The organism is uncultured Ruegeria sp. (genome assembly GCF_947500045.1).
GTDB lineage: Bacteria > Pseudomonadota > Alphaproteobacteria > Rhodobacterales > Rhodobacteraceae > Ruegeria.
This window is the reverse complement of record NZ_CANMQQ010000003.1, coordinates 58,319-82,504: the sequence shown is the minus strand read 5'-3', so window position 1 is coordinate 82,504 and position 24,186 is coordinate 58,319. Positions and strand designations below refer to the sequence as shown.

General features: G+C 55.2%; 27 protein-coding genes and 1 other RNA gene. 8 read left to right on the top strand and 20 right to left on the bottom strand.

Annotated features, from left to right (window positions below; all coding sequences use genetic code 11):
* Positions 1 to 57 precede the first annotated feature (57 nt).
* Both ctrA and Q1B46_RS06250 read right to left on the bottom strand, forming a co-directional pair.
* Entirely contained in the window at positions 58 to 774 is a 717-nt protein-coding gene (ctrA, locus tag Q1B46_RS06255) for a response regulator transcription factor CtrA (RefSeq protein ID WP_299945960.1), read from the bottom strand.
* An 85-nt stretch (positions 775 to 859) separates the two neighbouring features.
* Entirely contained in the window at positions 860 to 1,153 is a 294-nt protein-coding gene (locus Q1B46_RS06250) for a DUF1153 domain-containing protein (protein ID WP_299945957.1), read from the bottom strand.
* 130 nt (positions 1,154 to 1,283) lie between these two features.
* On the opposite strand from Q1B46_RS06250, the gene mnmA reads away from it, so the two are divergent.
* Complete coding sequence (mnmA, locus tag Q1B46_RS06245) at positions 1,284 to 2,429, top strand: tRNA 2-thiouridine(34) synthase MnmA (protein ID WP_299945954.1); 1,146 nt, start codon at positions 1,284 to 1,286, stop codon at positions 2,427 to 2,429.
* Here mnmA and Q1B46_RS06240 read toward each other — a convergent pair.
* From Q1B46_RS06240 to Q1B46_RS06160, 17 genes are all read right to left on the bottom strand, one after another.
* Positions 2,426 to 3,007 (bottom strand): hypothetical protein, encoded by a 582-nt coding sequence (locus tag Q1B46_RS06240; protein WP_299660199.1) that lies wholly within the window; start codon positions 3,005 to 3,007, stop codon positions 2,426 to 2,428. The two genes, mnmA and Q1B46_RS06240, sit on opposite strands and share 4 nt — an antisense overlap.
* Positions 3,007 to 4,164 carry a lipid-A-disaccharide synthase gene (gene lpxB / locus Q1B46_RS06235; protein ID WP_299945951.1) on the bottom strand — a complete coding sequence of 386 codons (1,158 nt, stop codon included), beginning with the start codon at positions 4,162 to 4,164 and terminating at the stop codon, positions 3,007 to 3,009. Before lpxB ends, Q1B46_RS06240 begins: the two co-directional genes overlap by 1 nt.
* A complete protein-coding gene (gene lpxI / locus Q1B46_RS06230; protein ID WP_299945948.1) occupies positions 4,164 to 4,958 on the bottom strand; it encodes a UDP-2,3-diacylglucosamine diphosphatase LpxI in 795 nt (264 codons plus the stop codon). The genes lpxB and lpxI overlap by 1 nt, the downstream gene beginning before the upstream one ends.
* Positions 4,959 to 4,962: 4 nt before the next feature.
* The gene (gene lpxA, locus Q1B46_RS06225; RefSeq protein WP_299945945.1) at positions 4,963 to 5,748 is read right to left on the bottom strand and encodes an acyl-ACP--UDP-N-acetylglucosamine O-acyltransferase; all 786 of its coding nucleotides are present in this window, start codon (positions 5,746 to 5,748) and stop codon (positions 4,963 to 4,965) included.
* A complete protein-coding gene (gene fabZ / locus Q1B46_RS06220) occupies positions 5,745 to 6,218 on the bottom strand; it encodes a 3-hydroxyacyl-ACP dehydratase FabZ (RefSeq protein ID WP_299660187.1) in 474 nt (157 codons plus the stop codon). The genes lpxA and fabZ overlap by 4 nt, the downstream gene beginning before the upstream one ends.
* 72 nt (positions 6,219 to 6,290) lie before the next feature.
* Entirely contained in the window at positions 6,291 to 6,860 is a 570-nt protein-coding gene (locus Q1B46_RS06215) for an OmpH family outer membrane protein (protein ID WP_299945942.1), read from the bottom strand.
* Positions 6,861 to 6,882: 22 nt separating this feature from the next.
* On the bottom strand, positions 6,883 to 9,243 hold the full coding sequence (gene bamA / locus Q1B46_RS06210) for an outer membrane protein assembly factor BamA (RefSeq protein WP_299945940.1): 2,361 nt from the start codon (positions 9,241 to 9,243) through the stop codon (positions 6,883 to 6,885).
* A 348-nt stretch (positions 9,244 to 9,591) separates the two neighbouring features.
* Positions 9,592 to 10,944 carry an RIP metalloprotease RseP gene (gene rseP / locus Q1B46_RS06205; protein ID WP_299945937.1) on the bottom strand — a complete coding sequence of 451 codons (1,353 nt, stop codon included), beginning with the start codon at positions 10,942 to 10,944 and terminating at the stop codon, positions 9,592 to 9,594.
* 5 nt (positions 10,945 to 10,949) lie between these two features.
* A complete protein-coding gene (gene dxr / locus Q1B46_RS06200; protein WP_299945934.1) occupies positions 10,950 to 12,122 on the bottom strand; it encodes a 1-deoxy-D-xylulose-5-phosphate reductoisomerase in 1,173 nt (390 codons plus the stop codon).
* Positions 12,122 to 12,904 carry a phosphatidate cytidylyltransferase gene (locus tag Q1B46_RS06195; RefSeq protein WP_299945931.1) on the bottom strand — a complete coding sequence of 261 codons (783 nt, stop codon included), beginning with the start codon at positions 12,902 to 12,904 and terminating at the stop codon, positions 12,122 to 12,124. Before Q1B46_RS06195 ends, dxr begins: the two co-directional genes overlap by 1 nt.
* On the bottom strand, positions 12,901 to 13,632 hold the full coding sequence (gene uppS, locus Q1B46_RS06190; RefSeq protein ID WP_299660172.1) for a polyprenyl diphosphate synthase: 732 nt from the start codon (positions 13,630 to 13,632) through the stop codon (positions 12,901 to 12,903). The genes Q1B46_RS06195 and uppS overlap by 4 nt, the downstream gene beginning before the upstream one ends.
* Positions 13,633 to 13,641: 9 nt before the next feature.
* Positions 13,642 to 14,205 carry a ribosome recycling factor gene (frr, locus tag Q1B46_RS06185; RefSeq protein ID WP_299945928.1) on the bottom strand — a complete coding sequence of 188 codons (564 nt, stop codon included), beginning with the start codon at positions 14,203 to 14,205 and terminating at the stop codon, positions 13,642 to 13,644.
* A 183-nt stretch (positions 14,206 to 14,388) separates the two neighbouring features.
* On the bottom strand, positions 14,389 to 15,384 hold the full coding sequence (acuI, locus tag Q1B46_RS06180) for an acryloyl-CoA reductase (protein WP_299945926.1): 996 nt from the start codon (positions 15,382 to 15,384) through the stop codon (positions 14,389 to 14,391).
* Between the two features lie 50 nt (positions 15,385 to 15,434).
* On the bottom strand, positions 15,435 to 16,529 hold the full coding sequence (locus tag Q1B46_RS06175) for a dimethylsulfoniopropionate demethylase (RefSeq protein ID WP_299945925.1): 1,095 nt from the start codon (positions 16,527 to 16,529) through the stop codon (positions 15,435 to 15,437).
* A 1-nt stretch (position 16,530) separates the two neighbouring features.
* Positions 16,531 to 17,037 (bottom strand): DinB family protein, encoded by a 507-nt coding sequence (locus Q1B46_RS06170; protein ID WP_299945923.1) that lies wholly within the window; start codon positions 17,035 to 17,037, stop codon positions 16,531 to 16,533.
* Complete coding sequence (locus Q1B46_RS06165; protein WP_299945921.1) at positions 17,037 to 17,741, bottom strand: DUF1326 domain-containing protein; 705 nt, start codon at positions 17,739 to 17,741, stop codon at positions 17,037 to 17,039. The genes Q1B46_RS06170 and Q1B46_RS06165 overlap by 1 nt, the downstream gene beginning before the upstream one ends.
* A gap of 4 nt (positions 17,742 to 17,745) precedes the next feature.
* A complete protein-coding gene (locus Q1B46_RS06160) occupies positions 17,746 to 18,537 on the bottom strand; it encodes a DUF2182 domain-containing protein (RefSeq protein ID WP_299945919.1) in 792 nt (263 codons plus the stop codon).
* 89 nt (positions 18,538 to 18,626) lie between these two features.
* Here Q1B46_RS06160 and Q1B46_RS06155 point away from each other — a divergent pair, with 89 nt between their 5' ends.
* The 7 genes from Q1B46_RS06155 (at position 18,627) to Q1B46_RS06125 (ending at position 23,407) form a co-directional block, all read left to right on the top strand.
* Positions 18,627 to 19,358: a FadR/GntR family transcriptional regulator gene (locus Q1B46_RS06155; protein WP_299945917.1), complete on the top strand. Its 732-nt coding sequence runs from the start codon at positions 18,627 to 18,629 to the stop codon at positions 19,356 to 19,358.
* 34 nt (positions 19,359 to 19,392) lie between these two features.
* Positions 19,393 to 19,755, top strand: a complete 363-nt coding sequence (locus Q1B46_RS06150; protein ID WP_299945915.1) for a DUF4345 family protein — start codon at positions 19,393 to 19,395, stop codon at positions 19,753 to 19,755.
* Positions 19,756 to 19,791: 36 nt separating this feature from the next.
* Positions 19,792 to 20,137, top strand: a transfer-messenger RNA (tmRNA) gene (gene ssrA, locus Q1B46_RS06145).
* A gap of 102 nt (positions 20,138 to 20,239) precedes the next feature.
* The gene (locus Q1B46_RS06140) at positions 20,240 to 20,674 is read left to right on the top strand and encodes an ester cyclase (RefSeq protein WP_299945913.1); all 435 of its coding nucleotides are present in this window, start codon (positions 20,240 to 20,242) and stop codon (positions 20,672 to 20,674) included.
* 126 nt (positions 20,675 to 20,800) lie between these two features.
* The gene (locus Q1B46_RS06135; RefSeq protein ID WP_299945911.1) at positions 20,801 to 21,616 is read left to right on the top strand and encodes a sulfurtransferase/chromate resistance protein; all 816 of its coding nucleotides are present in this window, start codon (positions 20,801 to 20,803) and stop codon (positions 21,614 to 21,616) included.
* Positions 21,613 to 22,863, top strand: a complete 1,251-nt coding sequence (gene chrA, locus Q1B46_RS06130; protein ID WP_299945909.1) for a chromate efflux transporter — start codon at positions 21,613 to 21,615, stop codon at positions 22,861 to 22,863. Before Q1B46_RS06135 ends, chrA begins: the two co-directional genes overlap by 4 nt.
* A 76-nt stretch (positions 22,864 to 22,939) precedes the next feature.
* Positions 22,940 to 23,407: a ClpXP protease specificity-enhancing factor SspB gene (locus Q1B46_RS06125; protein ID WP_299945906.1), complete on the top strand. Its 468-nt coding sequence runs from the start codon at positions 22,940 to 22,942 to the stop codon at positions 23,405 to 23,407.
* Between the two features lie 28 nt (positions 23,408 to 23,435).
* On the opposite strand, the gene Q1B46_RS06120 is transcribed toward Q1B46_RS06125, so the two are convergent.
* Complete coding sequence (locus tag Q1B46_RS06120) at positions 23,436 to 23,999, bottom strand: hypothetical protein (protein WP_299945904.1); 564 nt, start codon at positions 23,997 to 23,999, stop codon at positions 23,436 to 23,438.
* Positions 24,000 to 24,186: the final 187 nt, after the last annotated feature.

Below are 24,186 nucleotides of genomic sequence, written 5' to 3'. Positions count from 1 at the left end.
GCTGAGCCGCGAGTGATTTTGCCGTCCCGGACCTGCGACGGCAGTGGCGGTATCAGATCAGGCGCCAACAGCCATCCGGGTTTCGCCCAAACTGCTTGATTGTGGATCGCGCAGAACATAACCGCGGCCCCAGACCGTTTCGATATAGTTTTCACCACCGGTCGCATTGCTAAGTTTTTTGCGTAGCTTGCAAATAAACACGTCGATGATCTTCAATTCAGGCTCATCCATGCCGCCGTATAGATGGTTCAGGAACATTTCTTTGGTTAAGGTTGTCCCCTTACGCAGGCTTAAAAGCTCAAGCATCTGGTATTCTTTGCCGGTCAGATGCACCGTCTTTCCGTTAACTTCAACGGTTTTGGCATCCAGATTGACGGCCACCTGCCCGGTATGGATGATTGACTGAGAGTGACCTTTGGAGCGTCGGATAATCGCATGGATACGCGCCACCAATTCCTCGCGATGGAATGGTTTGGTCAGGTAATCATCAGCGCCAAAACCAAAACCTTTGATCTTGCTTTCGGTATCATCCGCGCCTGACAAGATAAGGATCGGCGTCTCAACGCGCGCGATCCGCAGCTGACGCAATACCTCATGGCCGTTCATGTCAGGCAGGTTCAGGTCCAACAGAATGAGGTCGTAATCATAGAGCTTGGCCAGATCGATACCTTCTTCGCCAAGGTCCGTCGCATACACGTTGAGATTAGCGTGCGTCAGCATCAGCTCGATGCTTTTAGACGTGGTTGGATCATCCTCAACAAGAAGTATGCGCATTTTGTACTGCTCCAATTTAGGTCAAATTCTTCAACTGATTTGAGCCTGAATAAAAATGGTTAATCTGACGTTACCGTTGATTCATTTATTCACTTTCATCCTTAGGTTGTCGATATTTTTTTAGAGCAGTCGCCTTCAACGCATCAATGCCATGTTCAGCGACTGCCGAAACCCACGCGTTGAACTCTTCATCGCTGATGCCGTATCGCTTTTTCGCTTCGGACAACGAAATCAACCCATAGAGCACACCGCGCACAACAATAGCCTTGCGCGAGGCAACCCAACGCCGTGTGTCCGCGGGGGGCAGATCCGCGCGTGTCAGTACGCTTCCATCCGGCAGGGTAACCGACCTTGGCCCTTCCACTTTGTGCAAATACATCTGTTCTACCTTCCTCTGCTGCGACAAAGCTGCACCCAGCCTACTTAAAAGGGTGTGAAACTGCCCCTTGAGAGTGTGTAGAATTTTCTTATATTCTGCCGGTCTTTCTTAACCCGGACTGGAACCGTAGATGGCCCTCGATATCGAGACCCCGCTCAACTCGCTTGGCTTTGCCAAACCGCCCTCGGAAACGCGGGTAGTCGTGGCCATGTCTGGTGGTGTCGACAGTTCCGTTGTGGCGGCTTACCTGGCGGATCAGGGATATGATGTCGTGGGGGTGACGCTGCAATTATACGACCACGGTGCGGCGCTGGCCAAAAAAGGAGCGTGCTGCGCGGGAATCGACATCCACGATGCACGCCGCGTGGCAGAAGAGCGCGGCTTCCCGCATTACGTTCTGGATTACGAGAATATCTTCAAGGATGCCGTGATCGATGAATTCGCCGACAGTTATCTGGCCGGGGCGACCCCGGTGCCCTGTATCCGCTGCAATGAGCGTGTGAAGTTTAAGGACCTGTTGGAAACCGCCAAGGACCTTGAAGCCGATTGCATGGCCACCGGTCACTATATCCAGCGCAAGATGGGCCCAGATGGGGCCGAACTTCATAGCGCCGAGGATGCAAACCGCGATCAATCCTATTTCCTGTTCTCAACTACCCCTGAGCAGCTGGATTTTCTGCGCTTTCCTCTGGGCCATCTGCCGTCCAAGGACGCCACGCGCGAAATGGCCGCGCAATACGGGCTGGCCGTCGCAGATAAGCCGGACAGTCAGGACATCTGTTTTGTACCCGATGGCAACTATGCCAGCGTTATTGAAAAGCTGCGCCCCGGTGCCGTAGATCCGGGCGAGATTGTGCATGCGGACGGCCGTGTTCTTGCCCAGCACAACGGTGTGATCCACTACACGATCGGTCAGCGCCGCGGGCTTGGTATCGGCGGCCTCAGCGAACCTCTGTACGTGGTCAAGCTGGATGTGGACAAGAAACAAGTTGTCGTCGGCCCCAAAGAGATGCTGGCCACCCGGACTGTTCCTGTGCGCGAAATCAACTGGCTTGGCGACGAACCCTTCACCTCTCGGGATGAATGGCAGGTGTCGGTCAAGGTCCGCTCAACCCGCCCACCGCGTGAAGCGATCATTCGGCCTCTGTCGGATACAACTGCCGAGGTTGAGTTGCTGACACCTGAAGAAGGTATCTCTCCGGGGCAGGCTTGTGTGTTTTACGAAACCGGTGGAAGCCGCATCTTTGGAGGCGGCTGGATCTGGCGCGGTTACTAAATCGCGTCGGTCCATGAGTTGCTGAGGATATAAATTCCCGCGCAAACCATCACGTAGGGCACCAGCTTTTCAAGCCGTTGAGCAAACCCGCCGGTCATAATCGGGGAACGCGCGCCCAACAGCCCAAGCAAGGTTAGTGTCAGCGCCGCTGCCACGGCGCCTGCGACACCCGCAATCCGATAGCTCGGGGCCGAGTCTGCCAAGAGTGGCGCCAGAACTGCGAAGGTGTCCATCGACAGGCTTATGAACAGCAGCATGGTGATGAAGGTCGAGGCACCCGATGAAATGCGCGGTGTCTCCTCGGTCTCTGCACCCCGGAATTGACGAGCTATTCCGATCAACCCAAGGCCCAGCGGGATCACGCCCAGATAACCCGCCCAATGTGGCACCACGTCATCGACACCCAAGGCCAGCAACAAGGCGGCAGTGATGATCATAATCTGGGCCAGCAGGAACCCCGCCACGGTCCTGCGCGGGCCTGAAACCATCATAAGCGCAACAAGCGCCGCAAGATTGTCGAGGTTCGTCAACACCTGCGCCATGAAAGCAGACGCCGCAAAGATTACATGATCAAACATCACGCGTTCATTCTGTCTAGAATAGCCCTTGCCGCACGCAGGCCCGGAGCTTCTCCGCCCCGGCCAAGACGCTCCATCGTTGTTGCCATAGCCTGATGTTGAGCATCTGGTGTGGCGGCAACCTGTTCCAAGGCTGCGGCAATCTTGTCCGGCTGGCAGTCATCCAGCAGGCATTCAGGTACCGCGTGGGTATCCGAGACCAGATTGACCAGCGTGACCGTATCGAGCTTGACCATGCGCTTCGCGATCAGCGTGGTCAGCCAATTCAGATTGTAGGCTATCACCATCGGTGTCGCCTGTGCCGCCAGCTCTAATGAGACCGTACCGGATGCAGCAAGCGCAAGATCAGCCGCCGCAAAACCCGCCCGCTTCTGTGCCTGCGCGTCGTCCGAGGGCAATTCCCGCGGATCGATTACTATCGGGCGGCCATGCCAGTCCCGAACCTGCTCGGCAACCGCATCAACCATATGCGCAACCGCTGGCACCACCACACGCGTCTCGGGGCGATCATTCAGGAAACTATCAAGAGCCGCACCAAATATCGGTGCCAAACGTTCGACCTCACCTCGCCGAGAGCCGGGAAGCGCGAGGATGATAGGCGCGTCGCCAAGATCATGATCCGCGCGAAATTTCTCGACGTCTTGGTTGGACGCGATCGGTTCGTTAACAACGGGATGGCCGACAAAGTCACACTCCATCCCCGCCCGTTCCATGTAGGGCGGTTCAAACGGCAACAGTGCAAGAACGTGGTCAATTACCTTGGCCATCTTGTCCGCCCGTCCGGGTCGCCATGCCCAAACACTGGGCGCAACATAGTGGACGGTACGAATACTGCTGGAGGCTTTCACCAGCTTGGCCACTCGGAGCGAGAAATCCGGACTGTCGATGGTGATCAATACATCTGGCTGCGTATCCAGAACGGCCTGAGCGGTCTCTGCAATACGGCGTTTTAGGTGAAAGAACTTGGGCAAAACCTCGACCAAACCCATAACACTGAGTTCAGACATGGGAAAACGGCTGGCCAGACCCCGCGCCTGCATCAGCGGTCCACCGACCCCATCAAACTGTACCTCTGGCACGAGGGTTTGCAGACCTTCCATCAACGCGGCCCCTAACCGGTCGCCCGAAGGTTCTCCGGCGACCAGAAAAACACGCATCAGACCGTGCGCTCGCGGACAGAAAGGAACAAGCCGAGGCGATTGCATTCCTCAACGACACGGTCCTGTTGCAAGACGATGACGCCGCCCTTCTCAATGACGATCCCTGAAAGACCTGCCGCAACTGCACCCGACACAGTATCAGGACCGATTGCGGGCATATCCGCGCGCCGGTCCTGATCAGGTTTTGGACCTTTGAACAGAATGCCCCCACCTGCGTCGGGGCGTTGTGTCAAAGACTGCAACATCCAGGCGGTGCCATAGATGCCCTCAATCGCCAGTGCCTGTCCCTTCAACACAACACAGGCCTGACCGATATCTGCAGCCCCCATGCTGTGCAGGATGCCTGCTGCACGGTCTGCATCTGCATAATCGGTGTCTGAAGGCTGTGCGTCGGTCAGCGTACCAAGAGGCGGCAACAAATCCGGTGCGATTTCATGGGCCGCGCGTACAGTCAGATCCGCGTCCTCGAAGATACCTATAACCGCGCGCAAAGCACCGTCATCACCGGCCATTATGGCTTTTTGCAAGATCGGGACCAACGGCATCGTCGCGGCATCAATGCGCGCGGGGTTAACGGTTGGGCGGCGTACCGCACCGGCCATACAAATCTCGGTCACACCGCGCGCCTTAAGATCGGCGATAAAACTGCCCAGTTTCTCAAGCGGAAAGACAACATCGACGGTTAGCGTATCGGGCTCGAACCCTTCCAACGCACACACCAGCGGGCGGTTTTGCAAGCACGCGACCACCTCATCCGGTAACGCCCCTGTTCCCGCAATCAGCGCCAGCATGGTCTTACTTCCTCGGGGTCAGGAAAGAACGATCTGTATTTCCCGTCACAAAATCGACAATCTGGCGAACATATTCGTTGTCGGCATCCTCACCCAACCGGTTGGCCCGATCCATGAAAGTTCCGTCGCCTTCGGATAGTTCTTTGAAAGCTGCCCGCAGTGCCGAGATATCCTCGCGCGTTACGCCGCGCCGTTTCAACCCAACCAGATTCAAACCATCCAGCTCTCCGCGCGGTGCTTGAACCAGACCATAGGGAATCACATCATTCGGGACCATGGTCAGTGCACCAATGATGGCACCACGACCAACGCGCACAAACTGATGCAGACCCGAGATACCACCGACGATGACGTCATCCTCGATGATGCAGTGACCAGCTGCACCCGCGTGGTTGACCAGGATGACGCGGTTGCCGATCTGCACATCATGCGCCACATGGACACCCGCCATCAGCAAGCAATCATCACCGATCCGGGTGACGCCACCGCCACCATCTGTTCCGGTATTGATGGTCACATGCTCGCGAATGCGGTTGCGTTCACCGATCTCAAGACGTGTGTTTTCGCCACCAAATTTCTTGTCTTGTGGGATTTCTCCGACAACGGCAAAGCTGAAAATCACCGTATCATCACCGATCGAGGTAGCTCCGGTGACAATAACATGGGATTTAAGTTCCACTCGGTCGCCCAAGCGAACCTGTGGACCGACGTGACAGAACGGCCCGATGGTACAGCCCTGCCCTATCTGCGCCCCCTCTTCGATGATTGCGCTGGGATGAATACCGCTCATGTCGTTTTTTCCATGTCCCAATCGACATAGGCCGAGAACTCAGCCTCGGCGGCGACTTCTCCGTCAACAGTCGCACGACCGCTAAATTTGAAGATCTTGCCACCCTTCTTGCCGCGCACGGTTTCGACATGCATCTCAAGAACGTCTCCGGGCACCACTTTGCGGCGAAACTTGCACTTGTCGATGTTCATGAAATAAATCAGCAACTCGCTGTCGATCACATCCATGCCGACGCCCAGCATAACCCCGGCAGTCTGCGCCATCGCTTCGACTATGGTAACACCCGGCATGATCGGAGTGCCTGGGAAATGGCCCTGAAAGTGCGGCTCATTCATAGTGACATTCTTGATGCCAACCGCCGATTGATAACCATCTATTTCCACAACCTTATCGACCAGCAAAAACGGATAGCGATGCGGCAATATACGCTGAATCAGCTGAATGTCGGCGCTCTTGGTTTCCGTGGTCATTGTGCGGATGTCCTGTTCTGGATGTCTCTTTCAAATGTGGTTAGCAATACCCGCACTTAAGGGCAAGTCAGCCTATTCGTCATTGGTGTTTTCTAATGTCGACCCGTCACCAATTGCGGCATCTATCCGGGCGATCGCCGCTTCGGTGATATCTGACGCACCAGAGCTGAGAACGACGTTGGCCCGTTCGATAACAACCGAAGCCCCATATTCGCGCAGAAGTTCGATCAACACCGGTTGTGCCATTTCGAAAAACTGGTTGCGTGCCTCTTCCCCGCGCCGCGCCAAAGCATCAAGTTTCGCACGCTGGCCGTCACGGTGCGACTGGACTTTTTCATCGAATGCCTCAGCCAAGGGGCGGAATTCGTCGGCGGACAGCTCGGCCCGTTTCTCGGTCAGGTCTCTTTCTTCTTTGCTGAGCTGCGCGACGATAAGCTCATTCTCATCGGCTAAAAGGGCGCTCTCAGCCTCGATCTCGCGAAAGATGCGCTGGCCAAAACGAGAGTTGGCAAAAAGGCGTTCACTGGAAACGGTCAGTACATCCGTTTGCGGTACGCCCAACTGTTGCGCCATCAGTGGCATTGGTACCAACAGCACCAGCCAAACACACAGGGCCCGAAGTGGGCCCTGCAGTTTATCCATCACGCTGGCTATCATCCGATGATCAGAACTGTGCCTGAATGGTCAGGTCAAAGGTCTGTTCGTTGTCGAATTCTTCTTTCTTGAGCGCTTTGGAGAAGTTGAAGCGCAGGGGACCAAATGGCGTGGTCCACAGAACTGAGACACCCACAACATGGCGGATCGATCCACCGGCGCCGACGATGTCAGCACCCGAAGTGTCCACGTTATTGATGTTGTAGAGGTTACCCACGTCATAGAATACGCCGCCCCGCAAACCAAGCTCTTCCGGTAGGCCCAAGGGGAAATCGGATTCAAAGCGCGCAACCCAGTAGTAGTTGCCGCCGATGGCATCATCCTGGCCGTTCGACAGATCGCGCGGACCCAGACCGGCAGGTTCGAAACCTCGGAATGTATTCGGGCCCAGCACAAATCGATCAAGGGTCCGGCTGAAATCGTCCCCGGTCCAGTTGAGCGCACCAAGCTCCAGCGTCGCACGCAGCACAACCTCTTCATTCAACACGCGTTTCTGTGCAATCGCACGGGCTGTTGATTTGATATATTCATTGTCACCGCCCAATCCGGCAGCATCAACGCCTAATTCCAGAAGAACGCCCGCATTGGGATTCAATCCACCCAGTCGGCTATCGTACACATAAGAGATACCGATCGAGCTGGTCGTCCGCTTGCCCTGAGCGATTTCCGAGGCAATCACAGCGCCGTTTGACTCATTGTTTTGCTGAGTCATTTCGCTTTGGTTCCAGCCGTAACGCAGCCGCAGCGCCGAAAGCTCGCCGATGGCATAGCTGACCTGCGGATTGAAGAATACGGTCTTGGTATCGTAGCTTGCAAAGCTTGAGTTGGTACTTGCGAGGCCCAAACCCAGATCAAAACGCAGCTTCCGTCCCAAAAGATATGGTTCGGTAAAGTTGATCGTATACTGCTCAGAGTCCTGTGCTGTAGACAGCGTAACCCCAAGGTTTTGACCCCGGCCCAGGAAATTGGATTCGTTCAATCCGATTGCGATCCCGAAACCATCTGAGACCGAGTAGCTGCCGCCAAGGCTGAGTGAACCGGTTGGTTGTTCCTCGACGTCCACATCAACGATGACCTGACTGGGCGATGACCCTTCGCGGGTTTCGACATCAGCGTTCGAGAAGAAGCCAAGCGCGCGAATGCGCTCGGCACTTTGGCGAATTTCCCTTGGGTTGAACGGGTCACCTTCGACTGTGTCGAACTGACGGCGGATCACCCGGTCGAGAGTCGTTGTGTTCCCTTCAATGTCGATACGTTCGACGAAAATACGCGGGCCACGGGTTAGCACGAACTGAACATCCAGCGTCAGGTCACGCGGATTACGCGTTACCCGAGGTTCAACCCTGAGAAAATCAACACCCTGCTTCAGGCCTAGACGCTCGAGCCGGGCAATTGAGTTTTCGACCACAGTAGGTGAATAGATCACGCCGGGTTTAACCTTCAACGCGGCCTGATACGGCGCCGGATCGACACCAGGGATTTCACTTACGGTCGAAATCTGACCAAAGGCAAATTTCTGACCTTCGGTGACGTTCATAACCAGGAAGAATGCATCGCGTTCGCGCGTGAATTCCACGTTAGCGCTGTTTACCCGGAAATCGATATAACCACGTGACAGATAGAAATCGCGGATCACCTGCTTATCGAATTCAATGCGGTCTGCAATGAACGTGTCACCCCGCAGGAAAGTCCGCAGAATGTTGGCTTGCTTGGTTTCAAGAACGCGGCGCAGGCGGCGATCCGAATAGGCGCGGTTGCCGACAAAGCTGACGCGTTCAACCTCGATCGTTGTGCCTTCAGCAACTTCGAAAACCAAATCCACCCGGTTGTCGTTGCGGCGGATGATGCGCGGGATCACAGTGGCTGATACCCTGCCCTGCGCCGAATAGATTTCAGCGATCAGGTCTGCGTCTGCTTCAGCCACTTGGGGTGTAAAAACACGACGTGTTTGGGACGAGATCGCCTCAAGAAGCACGTCATCCTTGACGCGGCGATTTCCTTCGATGCTGATCTGATTAATTGTTGGGTATTCTTCGACGGCAATAACCAGAGTATTACCGCGCGGCGTCAGTTCAACTGTTTCAAAAACACCACTGTCAAGCAAACGCTGAAAAGCGTCGTTGATCTGTCCGGCGCTTACGGTCTGGCCCGGTTCGATTCCCGTTCGGGCGATGATCGTCGAGGTTTCGATCCGTCGATTCCCCTCAACTTCGAAGCGGTTGATCGTGTAGGATTGCGCTTGCGCGGGCTGCGGTATTATCAGCAAACCCGGTGTAGCAAAGAGAAAAAAGAGCGCTAGTGCCTGCCACAAAATGTTGTTTTTCTGTCCTCGAGCGCCGCAGAATGTGCCCGTGCCCCTGCAATCAGTCATTTTTGTCACTACCCAGAATTCTCAGCCTTTAGCTGCTGAGTAGCCCGATTGAAGACCCATGTCAAAAGACCAAACACAAAAAAACGGCCCACCGGGCCGCCGTGTTTTTCCTAGGCTTGATCGGGAGAATCACAAACCGACGAGATATCCGCCCACAGCCAGTGCCAAAGCGGTCACGCCAAAGCTAAGAAATACATCCCAATTCAACTGAAACAGGACACTGAAACTTTGATAAGATCTCTGAAACGTTTTGGTCATAGCTCTCAAGCTCGCTCATAGAAAGATACCTATGAACATACGCTCGAATTACGGCAATATTGCGTCCAAACGATGCCTGTCCCGCCATATTCAGCAGAACAGATCGTTGCTAACCGAGAAGATCATCAATGAGAGGATCAGGGTAATTCCAATCCCCATCAAAATACGCAATGCGTTATCGCTGGGCGGTTTTCCTGACACCGCTTCATACGCATAAAACACCAAATGCCCGCCATCGAGCGCCGGAATGGGAAACAAGTTCAGCAAGCCGACCGCCGTGGACAAAACAGCAATAAAGAAGATGAAGTTCTGCGCACCCTGACTGGCCATCGCACCGGACGTTTCGGCGATGCCAATTGGCCCAGAGATATTGCAAGTACTGATCGCGCCGGTAATCATATGCCACATACCAGACAATGACCCCTCGATGATGCGGCCTGTCTGAGCAAATCCGGTTTTGACCGAATCCCAGATACCCGCCCGAACGGTCTGAGGTTCGAACATCATCCCTCTGATGATACCGATCCGCCAATGGGTAACAAAGCCGCCATCAGCTTTGGGCTCGTCTGTCCGTCTGGGGGCGAGCGCGAACTCAAGCTCCGCACCGTTTCGCCACACATCCAGAAGCAACACGCGCCCATCCGAGCTTTCGACGCGTTCCTTCAGCTGTTCGAAGTTGAAAATTGGATCCCCGTCGACAGCGGTGATGACGTCGCCCTGCTGCAACTGAATATCCATCGCGGCACTTCGCGGCGTAACCTGTTGGATCAATGCGGGAAACAGCCATGGGGCTGATACATCGATGGTCTCACCGTCGCGGATAACAGTATAATCCAGCGCAGGTTGGACGGGCAAAGCATCCACGAAATCCGACCAACCGCCGGCATGATCGAAATCTGGTGTCGGAACGCCTGCGATGGCAACAATCTCGTCGCCTTCCAACAGTCCCTGCTCCACTCCGGGAAGCGGCTGCAGAGCGCCGACGGTCAGCGGCTCGCGCGACACCCCTTGCGACCAGTAGACAAGTCCAAATACCAGGATCGACATTGCAAAGTTGAAAATTGGTCCTGCGGCAACCGTAGCCGTTCGCGCCCATAGCGGGGCACCATGCATGGTTCGGCGCAGCTCTTCCGGGCTCTGCTCGACGATTTCATTTATCGCGTCCTCGTCTTTACCAGACGCGGCATTGGCATCCCCCAAAAACTTGACGTAACCACCAAATGGTAACAACGCGACTTGCCAGCGCGTGCCGCGCTTGTCGATGCGGCTCCAAAGAACAGGACCAAATCCGATCGAGAACACTTCGGCATGAATGCCTGACCAACGTCCGACAATGTAATGTCCGTATTCATGCACAGCGACAATCACTGAAAGCGCAATAACAAAGGCAGCTATCGTGTAAAGAAGATTGCCAAATTGCGGGATCAAAGAGAGTATGTCCAAAGATTTTATCCTGCTCGTTCCAATACGGTTTCATCGACCCACTGCCGTGCGAGATGGTCCGTTTGCTGTACATTATCAAGGGTCAAAGGCGCATCAATAAGGCCATCTGTGGCCTCAAACCGCTCTAACACGGCCGAAACCGCGTCGGCCATATCCAGAAACCGGATACGGCGTCCAATAAAGTGATCCAACGCCCGCTCTTTGGCGGCGTTGAAAATCGCACCAGACAGGCCGCCGCGTTGCATCACCTCGCGCGCCAGACGCAAGGCGGGATAGCGGGCTTCATCAGGTGCGTGAAAACGCAACTGCCCCAACTGAGCCAGATCAAGCCTTGCAACGGGTAGATCAAGCCGCTCGGGCCAGTGCAGAGCGTAACCGATGGCATGGCGCATATCGGGCGCTCCCAGATGCGCCATCAAGGCTCCGTCCCGAAAGCCGACCAGCGCGTGCACGATAGACTCGGGGTGCACCAGAACTTCGATGCGTGACGGTTCGATACCGAAGTATTCTTTAGTTTCTATAACTTCCAGCGCCTTGTTAAACATTGAAGCGCTATCAATTGTGATCCGCTGCCCCATGTTCCAGTTCGGATGGCTAGACGCTTGTTCAACCGTCGCTGTCGCCAGATCGCGAAGTGGCCACTCCCGAAACGCACCGCCGCTTGCGGTGATAATGATCCGTTCGACGCTTGCGATATCTTCGCCAACAAGCGACTGAAAGACCGCCGAATGTTCACTGTCTACAGGTAGCAGCGTGGCGCCATGCGTCCGAGCGGTCTCTAATACCAGTGGCCCCGCACAAACCAGCGTTTCCTTGTTCGCTAGTGCCAGTGTGGCGCCTTGTTTCAGGGCCTCAATCCCAGGTGCAAGGCCTGCCGATCCAACAATAGCAGACATCACCCAATCGGCAGGGCGCGCGCCCGCCTCGATTAAGGCCGCCTGCCCTGCGGCCGCTTGCACGCGGCTGCCAGCCAACGCGGAACGCAGATCATCCAACCGATCGTCAAATGCCGTCACCGCCACGTCGGCCCCAAAATGCACCGCATCTTCTGCCAATTGTGCAATATTGCCGCCGCCAGTCAGCGCGACCACGTCATAGGCATCAGGATTTCTTGAGATCAGGTCGAGCGTATTCTGCCCAACCGATCCCGTCGCGCCAAAAATGGATACCTTTCGCATCACATGCCTCCGGGCGCGTAAATCAGCCCTGCAAGCAGGACAAAGACCGATGCGCCCATCATCCCGTCGAACCGGTCCAGAAAACCACCATGGCCCGGTATCAGATTTGAACTGTCCTTAACCCCAAACCCGCGTTTGGTGGCGCTTTCGATGATGTCACCCGCCTGACTGGCCATCGAGGCCAGAACCGACACCAGCACGAAAGCCACACCAAAACCGGCGTACGAGGCAAAAACTGCACCTACCAAAGCTGCGGCGACCCATCCCCCGACAGTTCCAGACCACGTCTTCTTAGGGCTGACTTTTGGCCAAAATTTAGGTCCGCCGAATGTCTTGCCCACAAAGTACCCAGCGACATCCGTCGCAACAACGACCATGATCAACCAGACCATCCAACCAAAGCCCAAAGTCTCGCGAATCGAGACAAAACCCAGCCCCGACGTCGCGATCCAAATCGCAAACAAGACATATGTGCCACGCGCGCGACTGATCTGTCCGGCACCAACCAACGCAGGGGCGATTAAGCAAGGCAGCTTATAAAGCACTGGCAGGTGATAGCTCAGAACAACCGCGACGCCGGTCAGGATTGCCAGCTGAATCGCAACCCCACTCCGCTGAGGATCTATCATCCGGACCAGTTCCCAGATCATCAATCCGCAGGCGGTCGCGATGAATGCTTCAAACCACAATCCGCCCAGCCATACTTCGATGGCTGCTATGACCACCAGAACCGTCGCTGACAATACCCGAGCAGTCAGATCAGACCATCGGCCGTCACTCATGCTGGAACCGCTCCAAACCGCCGTTCACGTGATCCGTAGTTGTGGCACAAGCGTTCCAATTCTGCGGCAGTAAAGTCAGGCCACAACGTATCTATGAATTCGTATTCGGAATAAGCCGACTGCCACAGAAGGAAATTCGAAATCCGCGCCTCGCCACTGGTGCGGATCACCAGATCGGGGTCTGGCAGAACACGCGTATCGAGATATTTGGGCAGAGTTTCCTCGTCCACATCTTCGGGGCGCAACACGCCATCGGCCACATCACGCGCCAAACGCTTGGTGGCGCGGGCCACTTCATCCCGGCCGCCATAGTTCAGGGCGACCGTCAGATGGACCAGGTCATTGTGCTGTGTCTCACGTTCTAGCGTATCCATAAGCTCGATCAGCTTGGCATCCAGACGCACACGATCACCGATAAAGCGAACCCGGATACCGTTATCCCTTAACGTGTTGGTCTCTTTGATGATATAGCGGCGGAACAGGCTCATCAAACCGGCGACTTCAACCTGTGTTCGTTTCCAGTTTTCCGTCGAAAACGCAAAGATCGTCAGATATTTGATCCCAAGCCCCGGACAGGCCTCGACCACGTCGCGAACGCGGCGCGCGCCCGCATGATGGCCAAAAAGCCGAGGCCGCCCGCGCGCCTGCGCCCAACGGCCGTTTCCATCCATTATGATTGCCACATGACGTGGTCCGGCAAGCGGAGGGGTATGGGGGTCCTTAGGCATCACCGAAACTCAGACCTGCATAATCTCGGCTTGTTTGGTTTCAAGCGCCTCGTCGACGACTTTGATCATCGTGTCAGTCAATTCCTGCACTTCAGCCTCCCAGAATTTCTGGTCATCTTCGGATATACCGTCAGCTTTGGCTTTCTTGATCTGGTCCATCCCATCACGGCGTACGTTGCGGATCGAAACCCGCGCGTTTTCCGCATATTGACCCGCGACCTTACCCAGCTCGCGGCGACGTTCCTCGTTCAGTTCGGGAATCGGCAACATGATGATTGTGCCGTTCAACTGTGGATTGATCCCCAGACCACTTTCTCGGATCGCTTTTTCAACCTTACCTACAAGGCCTTTGTCCCAAACATTCACGGTAACCATTCGCGGTTCTGGGACATTGACAGTGCCCACCTGATTGATTGGCGTCATTGCGCCATAAGCGTCAACCATAACGGGTTCCAGCATCGAGGCTGACGCCCGTCCGGTCCGCAGCGAGGCAAATTCGGTTCTGAGGTTGGCCATCGCGCCATCCATGCGGCGTTTCAAGTCATCGGTATCAAGTTCGAAATCATCAGACATGCTGCTCACTCCCCGTCTTCAAGTGATGTTCTGATGGGTCTTAAGCCATCACAATTGGGATGTATAGCAATCTTGGTCACGAATTGTCGCAATGACCAGAACTGTTTCCGGCATTCCCCTATTCCAAACACCCAAGAATGGTCGGAAACCCGGTCCGGCCGTTTTTTCTTGCCTCCAACGAGGTCAGGCGTTCACGTCAACCACGACCCGACCCTTGACCTGTCCTTGAAGAATATCCGCACCCAACTGTGGCAAGTCAGACAGGATTGCCGGATGAATCATCGCCTCAAGCTTATCCATTGGCAGATCCGTCGCGATACGCTTCCAGGCGCGGACGCGGTTGTCGTAGGGTTGCATGACACTGTCGATGCCCAAAAGGTTCACACCACGCAGCAGGAATGGGATTACAGTTGCAGGCAAGCCGGCACCTCCGGCAAGGCCAACTGCAGCAACAGACGCGCCATATTTCATCTGCCCCAGCACACGGGCAAGCATGGCCCCGCCAACCGCATCAATGCACCCTGCCCAGGTCTCACTTTCCAATGGACGCTTGGTGGTCTCGTTCAACTCGTCGCGTGGAACGATTGTGGTTGCGCCCAAAGACTTAAGGTAATCAGCCGTTTCTGGGCGTCCGGTTACTGCCGCAACCTCATAACCCAGATGTGCCAGAATGGCGGTCGCTACCGAGCCGACACCACCCGCGGCACCTGTGACCAGCACCGGGCCATGGCCCGGTTGCAAACCGTGATCTTCCAGCGCCATAACGGCAAGCATGGCGGTAAACCCAGCAGTCCCGACCGCCATTGCCTGCCGTGTATCAATCCCTTGCGGCAATGGGACCAACCAGTCTGCGCGGGCGTTTGCTTTTTGGGAATATCCGCCCCAATGCGCCTCACCCACGCGCCAGCCAGTCAAGACGACCTTATCGCCCGGTTTATAGCGCTCATCGCTTGATTGCTCGACCGTGCCTGCATAATCGACGCCGGGAATATGCGGATAGCTGCGCACCAGACCGCCACCCTTGGGTGACATGCACAATCCGTCCTTGTAGTTCACTGTCGAGTAATTAACAGACACGGTCACTTCACCATCAGGCAATGCGTCCGGCGATATTTGCTTGACCGATGCGGCTGCGAGGCCACTTTCCTCATCCTTTTCAACGAGTAGTGCATTAAACATAACCTATCTCCTTCTATTGCCTTAAACGGCCATAACTTCGAATTCAGGGTTCAGCGCCAGAACGTCTCTTGCACTTCGGCCCACCGCATTCCGTGTTCGGTCATAACCTCGATCCGCGTACCGGGATCCCAATGCGAACGGTCGACCATTCCGATGGCAACATTCACTCCAAACTCCGGCGAATACGCTGCCGAGGCTACCTGACCGACCTGGCTCCCGTTGGCCCGCAAGGGCCAAGATTCGGTACACGGACCGATCGTGCCATCAATGACAAGCGGACGAATTTGCCGAGGTGGTCCATTCGCGGCCTGATCCACAAGCGCGGCCTTCCCGATATAATCCAGCGGAGAATTGCAAAAACGGGCAAGCCCGCATTCATAAGGAGTATTCTCGCGCCGCATGTCTGATCCAAAACTCAACAGACCGCTTTCTATCCGCTCAATTCCGTTGGGGCACCCCGCCTGCACATTCAGGTCGCGCCCATTGGCAAACAGCGTATTCCAGAGCGGCATTCCATAATCCGCCCCTTCAACATAAATCTCGAATCCACCTTGTTTGGACCAACCCGATCTGGCGACGACGAATGATGTATCTTCGAAGGCCAAGCGTTTGTATCGGAAGAATTTAATGTCTCTGACGTCATCGCCGAAAATACGAGCCATCAGATCATTCGCTTTGGGGCCTTGCACAGCGAGCGGAAACACGTCCGGCTCTGTAATTTCGACGTTCAGACCCAACGCGATCACGATGCCCAGGACAAATTGCCAAAGATCACCATCAGCAACGGACAACCAATAGTGGTCGTCTGCCAGTTTGATCGCGACCGGATCGTTCAGCATACCGCCATTGTGATCCACAATCGGCACATAATAACACTGATCCGCCTGCATCCGGTCCAAATCTCGTGGGCTGAGCATCTTCATTAACTGCAGTGCATCCGGACCCTTGATCTGAACCTGTCTTTCACATGAGACATCCCAGACCTGCACATGCTGTTTCAAATGGGCCGCATCGGCTTCAACACTATCGAAGACCGTTGCCAGCAGCGTGTGATTGTAAACCGTGTACCCCTTAACCCCTTCGGCCTCGACACCCGGTGTAAATGGGGTTTTGCGCACACGTCGGTTTGGCACAATGGCTGCCATGTCAGACATCCTCTGGCAGAAAGACAAGATCACTGACCGGCGCTTCAGAGCCTGCTTCGGTCAGCATCTGATGCAACTGTCCGCGATGGTGGGTTTGATGATTGAACATATGGATCACACATTGCACATAAGGCTTTGCCACATCGGCTTCTTTTGCTGCCGAGTACCAAGTGAATGAACCGCTTAATTCGGTATCACCCAATGTGTCGGCCCATCTGGTGATCCGAGCGTCGATAGTATCACGCAACGGCATCCAGTCTGCCATCCCTGTGCAAATCGAGACGCTGTCAGGAATTCCACCACCTGGCCCCGGACCTTTGTCAAACCGGGATATCCAGATCCAATCCCCCCAAAGCAGGTGATTGGCCGTCCCCATGATTGATCCAAAGAAGGCACTGCGATTCCGCACAAGCTCTTCACTTGGAAGAGCCCGAAGAAAGCCCTTCAACTGATTGTTTTGCCAGTGACTATAGCGCGCCATCTCACGGGCGTAGGCACCGGTAATCATCACTTTGGCCCGTGCCAGTTGATGGGACAAATCTCGGCCGATTTGCCACCGAAATCCCACACACGACCATAGTCGCGGACCTTGGATTTGGTGCCCCTGGCCACGATAATGTCGGGGCCCATCCAATATTTCGAGTTCGAAACCATCACCGGATGCTCAGGGTCCTTGCCTGTTAGCATCTCAATCTCGCCCTGAATCTTGCGCCCGATCACGATGCGGCGCTTGGTGCCGTCACGTTCGATCACGACCGGAGCACGCTCGGCCCCGATGATCTCGCTGACCAGCATGGTGAACAACCCGGTGGTTCCACCCGCCTGACCGCTGAATATTTGCAGCAGACCGTTATAGGCCTTTCCGCTGGCGCGCTCGTCCACATAGGCTGCGACTTTCCACTGACCTTCGCCCATACGGCCCGGGATATCGACCAGCAGCCCGACGTTTAGGCCCGACAGATCTTCGCCCTCAAAATGGCCCTCATCGATGATGATGCCCATCCACGCATGGCAATGCCCTTCGGTCGGAGGGTGCGCGCCCAGCGAAACCACGCATGGGCAGAACACGTCGCAGGAACAGTTCAGGATCAACTCACCCTTCACTGCCCAATTTGTCGGGCTCATCTCACGTCGCTTGGGATTTGGCATCCTGCTGTCAATTCTCTGACTGACCGGCAGCTTGTCTGCATTCGGTTTTCTGTTCTTAGCCATCGACTTATCCTCCGTAAGCAATGTGATGAACAAGCAACGCCAATCCACCCGATATTAGGACAAACCCCATGGGTCGGGTCACCGCGTGCCCGATCTGGGGTAGTTTCTCAAAAACCATGAACAAGGTCGCCAATCCCATCCACAACAGGCTCATGACGCCGCCGACAAAGCCTAAGGCCATAAATCCCCAACAGCATCCGACGCAGAAGGCTCCCAGCCCCAGCCCCATGCGCATTCCTCCTGCAAAGCCGGTTCTCCAGTGCCCAAGGAAATAGGTCATCGGTGCGTGGCAAACGCCATGACAGACCTCTTTCGCGCGGGTAAACTGGAAGGCCCCGACAACCATAAGAAGGCCAGCTGCCAGATAGGGGGACTTTGCAATACCCAGCATATCGATCGCGCCGCCAAACAAGAGCGCCAGTTGCAACCCCGTGATCACCGAAGCAAATCCAACCCAAACAAGGAAATACCCCAGCAACACACCCAGCCACCCTGCCCGTGTTCCGTTCGCGCTACGAATCAGATCATCATAGCTGCGCAAAGTCGGCACCAAAGTCGGCAACATCATCGCGGCCATCATGATCGCCCACATCCAGAACAGCGGGGCGAACTCTGCCATGGGCATGTACATGTCCATGCGCGGGTCCATTGCCGCCATGGCCTGCCCGATCGGGCCGGGGCGGCCAATCCAGTCCAGGTCCATGTCGCGGCTCATTTGGAACATCATCCACCACGACCAAAGGATCAGGATGTAAAAACCCAACCAAACTGCGCTGCGAAATACTGGGCGACTCACTTGCTCCTCCCGACTCGACTCGCTTGCATTTCAAATGTCAGACTTTTAAATGTCAGACAAATAAAAATTGTCTGCCAACGTAAATGACCATGAAAATTGATCCCCAGAGTTCTGCCGATCTGTCAGCACAAATCGCCCAAGCGATCCGGGATGCCATCATCTCGGGCCAACTGATCGTTGATGAGCGTTTGCCTTCAGAATCCGAGCTTGCCGATCAGTTCAAAGTTTCACGCCCGACAGTTCGCGAGGCGCTCAAGCGGCTGGCGGCGCAATCGCTGATCCGTACACAACGCGGCGCAACGGGCGGTGCTTTCGTGAATCGCCTGAGCTTTGAGGACGCCTACTCCCAGCAGGTTACAACCTCGACGCTGTTGCTGTCTATGAACGCAGTCAATTTCGACACCGCGTGTGAGGCGCGCTATGCGTTGGAGCGCGCCTGCGCACCACTGTCGGCGCAGCGTCGAACAGCGGATCAACTCGCCACAATGCGGGCCGAGATTTTTCGACAGGCACAGCCCGGTTTAACTGATGAAGCCTTCTGCGCTTCGGACGTCGCCTTTCATCGCGCGTTGGTGGACGGCGCAGGCAATCCGGTTTTGTCGTATCAACTGGCTGGCGCTGTTGAGGCGATGCAGCCTCTGATGAACATGATCACCTTCACCGCGCGTTCTCGCGAACAGATCATTGCGCTACACACCGCCATCGCAGACGCTTTGGAAACGCAGGACGCCCGTAAGGTCGACGCGGCACTGGTAAAGCTTGAAGTTTATACAAGGCAGCTGGCTCAGGACGTGGCCGAGAAGCGGCGCAAACCGGCATAACAAAAGAACGCAAAAACAGTGACATGAGGTTAAGATGACCACAGCCCTGAACGTGATTGCCGCATTGCTGACGATTGGCTTTGGTCTTTTTGGGCTTCTTGCCCCCGCATTTACAGCCAACGCGCTGGATCTGGCCCCGACCAAAAGCACCATGGGCCTTAGCGAGATGCGCGCATCAGTGGGCGGATTATTCGTCGTAACCGGCTTGGCCGCGTTGTTGCTCAACAATCCGATGGCTTATGCGATGTTGGGCATTGTCTACGCTGGCGCGGCGCTGGGTCGGTTTGTTTCCGTGTTTGTTGATCACCCACCTTTGGCCAAAGCACTGATATTTGGTGGAATCGAACTTGTTCTCGCTATCTGGCTAATCCTGGCCAACTTGAACAGAGCGTCATAACTTATTGAAACGCAACTGTCCTTTATCCCGTAAATCGAGTTTGCATCCTGCCGCGGCCTCACTTATATATGTGATGTCCTTCGGGACTATGGACATAAACGCGCTCGTAATAAGCGGATCGGACCCGGGGGCGGTACCCGGCGGCTCCACCAACATCCCTCATTTGGGGATCATGGGGCCGAAATAGGATCGACGAACGTCTAAAGGGGTTAGCTTTGTCTCGGCGGGGTGCCACCGTATCGGCCCGAAAAGTACAATTGCAAATGACAATCGTGCTCCGGTTGCAGTTGCTGCGTAAGCAGTAGCAAGACCGAAACTTAAGCCCTTGCGCCTAGCCGCGTAAGGCGGGGTTCGCAGGTACCTGGCAACAGAAACCTGCATATTCCCCCCAGTATTGCGCGTAATCTGAACAAGATGTCAGATTTTGTTCACGGTTTATTTAGGCCTGTGCCCCATCGTCACATTCAAAAGACAGGAGGCCGCTATGACCAACGCAGAAATGCTTCGTACCTGGTATTCCGAGGTTTGGGAACAGGGCAACACCGACGCAATCGACCAGTTTTTTACCCCTGACATCACCACGGAAGGGCTCATTCCTGAGATGCAAATGGATGGCGACGATTTTCGCGACCTGGTCACGGCATTCCGCCATATCTTGGGTGAAATAACTGTCGAAATGCCGAAGATTATGGAAAGCGGCGATTGGGTCAGCGCCTTTATTCACCTCAAGACCTTTCGCGCGGACAATGGTGCCCCAGTCACGGCGACTGGCCAAGTCATGGCGCGGTTCAAGGGTGAACAAATGGTAGAGGCCTATAACCAGTTCGATTTTGTTTCCCTTTTCGAACAGCTTGGACAGTTTCCGCAGGATACCCTTCCGGTATGCATGACCGGGCAAAGATTGGACTGGGCCGGATAATCACAACCGAAAGCTTGACCCATCCTGCATTTGCACGCTAGCAGATGTTCATGGGGTAGGCTTGCGAACACCCCGTGAGGCGGCAGCCCAAGTTCGCATGTATCCAAAGCAACAAGGAAACATGCAATGGCTGCCCCCAATGCAATTACACCCCGACAACTTTTACGCCTGATTGGAACACCTCAGGCCCCTGCACTTATTGATGTCCGCACGGATGCAGATTTCAAAGATGATCCCTGCCTCATCCCTGGGGCAGTCCATCATTCCCATGACGATGTAGCTGGTATCAAGAAACTGTCCGATGATCGGCCTTGTGTCGTGATTTGCCAGAAAGGCAAAAAACTAAGCCAAGGAGTTGTTTCCTGGCTACAGGCTGATGGCGTAACCGCTGAATATCTAGAGGGCGGAATGTTCGGATGGCATGACATGGCGGGTGCGCAATCTGTGCCCGTTTCTGCCCTGCCCGCCCCTGTAGGCGGTCATACGCTTTGGGTGACACGGCATCGCCCCAAGATCGATCGCATCGCATGCCCTTGGTTAATCCGCAGGTTTGTTGACGCGCGCGCGCGGTTTCTCTTTGTCGCACCGGGTGAAATTCAGGGCGTTGCCGAACATTTCGGGGCTATCCCCTTTGATGTCGAAGGCACGCATTGGAGCCATCGCGGCGATAAATGCACGTTTGATACGATGCTGGACGAGTTCACTCTGCATTCCGATCCGTTGAACCGCATGGCCACAATCGTACGTGCGGCGGATACGAACCAGCACGACACAGCGCCCGAAGCTGCTGGGCTGTTGGCCATATCGGTCGGGCTATCGCGCCAGTATCGGGACGATCATCAGCAATTGGAGGCTGGATTGCACCTCTATGATGCGCTCTACCGTTGGGCGCGGGATGGATCGGAAGAAACGCATGATTGGCCTGCAGGTCACGGTCAATGACCCCTTCATTTCGTGAGCTGATCAGGGTCTTTGGGCGCATTGGCCTGTTGTCCTTCGGCGGGCCCGCAGCGCAGATCTCGCTGATGCATCAGGAGTTGGTGGAAAAACGCCCCTGGCTGGACGAGCAAACCTATCTGCGTGCGCTTTCGCTGTGCATGTTGTTGCCAGGTCCCGAAGCCATGCAGTTGGCCACATACGCGGGTTGGCGACTGCGCGGCGTGACCGGAGGGTTGATCGCCGGCAGTTTGTTTGTGCTGCCGGGCGCGATGGTGATTGCCGTTCTTGTCTCACTCTATGCGGCATTCGGCACTTTACCTCTGGTTCAGGCTGGCTTTTTGGGCATCAAAGCCACCGTCATCATTATTGTTCTCCAAGCTCTGCGAAACCTTTCGAACAAAGCGTTGACGGATGTCGAACATCGGGTGATCGCGGGCCTCGCCTTTTTGGGGATTTTTGTATTCAACCTTCCATTCCCGTTGATTATCCTCTGCGCCGCGATATGGGGGTATGCCACCTCAAAAGAGCACGCGCCAACAACCGTCGCCACAAGCCCCAGCCTTGAGAAACCCGTTCGAACAGCGGTGTTCTGGCTCATTCTTTGGTTGGGGCCGTTGATTGTGCTGCATCTGACCGGGCAAGAGCTGCTCAGCGATCTGGGCTGGTTCTTTGCCCGTCTCGCGGTGGTCACCTTTGGTGGCGCCTACGCGGTGCTGGCTTACATGACCCAGACTGTCGTCGACAACTATCACTGGATCAGCACGGACCAGATGATCGACGCGCTTGGGTTGGCAGAAACCACGCCCGGCCCACTGATCCTGGTGACACAATTTGTGGCCATGCTCAGCGGACAGATTGCCGGGGGCACTTCTCTTGCGCTGGCGGCAGGTCTGGTCGCGTTGTGGGCCACCTTTGTGCCCTGCTTCCTGTGGATTTTTCTGGCAGCGCCACATCTGGATAGAATCTCCGCGCGCCCGCGCCTTGGGGCTGCATTGCGAGGAATCACTGCCGCCGTGGTCGGAGTGATTCTCAACCTTTCCGTGTGGTTCGGCCTGAATGTCCTGTTCAACAGCATTCCTGGATGGCACTGGGGTCCGGTCTCCATACCCCTGCCCGACCTGACAACGCTTGATATCAAGGCGCTGGTGCTGACGATCGTGGCGGGCCTGTTGATATTCCGCATGAAATCCGGTCTAGCGACCACACTCGGTTTTATGGCTTTGGCTGGAATCGGGTTGCAGTTTTTGTAATCAATACAGCCCAGCACGGTCTTTCGTTTCCGTTCGAATGGGCTATGCTGGAATTAACCACTTTCGAGGATCAAACATGTCGCAAGACATCGACTACGGGAATTTGATGCATACGGCCATGCGTGGCCTGATCAAGACCGTCCTTACCGACGTGTCCGAAACCGGCCTGCCCGGTGCGCATCATTTCTTTATCACCTTTGATACACGATATGAGGGCGCCGAACTGGCCGATTGGCTAAGAGATCGCTATCCGGGTGAAATGACGATTGTCATGCAGCATTGGTTCGAAAATCTTGAAGTCGGAGATGACGGGTTTTCGATCACTCTGAATTTCGGTGACGCGCCTGAACCGCTGTACATTCCTTATCTGGCGATCAAAACCTTCGTAGACCCTTCGGTTGAATTCGGCCTGCGCTTCGAAAGCCCTGAAGATGAGGAAGAAGAGGACTACGTGACCGAAGAAGCCGCCATCGAGCTTGAAGCCGAAGAGCAGGAACCCCATCAAGATGCAGATGTGGTTTCACTGGATAGTTTCCGAAAATAACTCGAATTTGCCCCGCGCGATGCGGGGTTTATTCTTTTTTCAGGAATGTTTCGACCGAGCGTGATTTAACTCCATCTCGGAACCGCGAGAATGACAGGTTCAACCCGCCTTCCGCCAGTGTCCGGTCGAACTGCTGCAGCTCGTAACCGCCGTTTTCAGCTATGAACAACGAAAACACCGTCAGGGTGTTCCCTTCAATCCGCCCCCAGACAAACGGTTCACCTTTCATCGGATCAAGCGGGACTTCGTGGCCAAACACGTTACGTTTCATTGCTGCTGAATAAACGTCGTTACGATCTGAGCTTTGGAAATCGACTGAGTATTCCTCATCCTTGATACGTCCGTCGGCTTTATACGTCGTGGTCGTCCAGCTTACATTGAAACCACTTTTGATTTCATGGATCGACACACTCATATCCCGAGGGGTCGAAGTTCCATCTGAATCAACAACCTCAGCTGATCCTGTGTAATCCCCTACAAAAGGTTCAATCCCCGTGGCGTGTGCTTGCTGCACAAGTGCAGCGAGCCAAATACACATGGCAAAAGCCAATGCGTACGCATACAGGGGTCTTTTCAAAAGTGATACGCGCATGGCTGCCTCCGTTGATATGTCCTTATTCTAACCTTAGCCCGCCGACGTACAATGGCACTGTTTTCGCTAACAGAAATTATTTGGTGCGGCGCTGTGTCTATACCTTTGTTCAGCCCGAGTTTAAGGTGCGCGCAACTGGCCGATTGCGCCACAGCCTTGCTGCGGGTAAACGGCATACGACTGCATA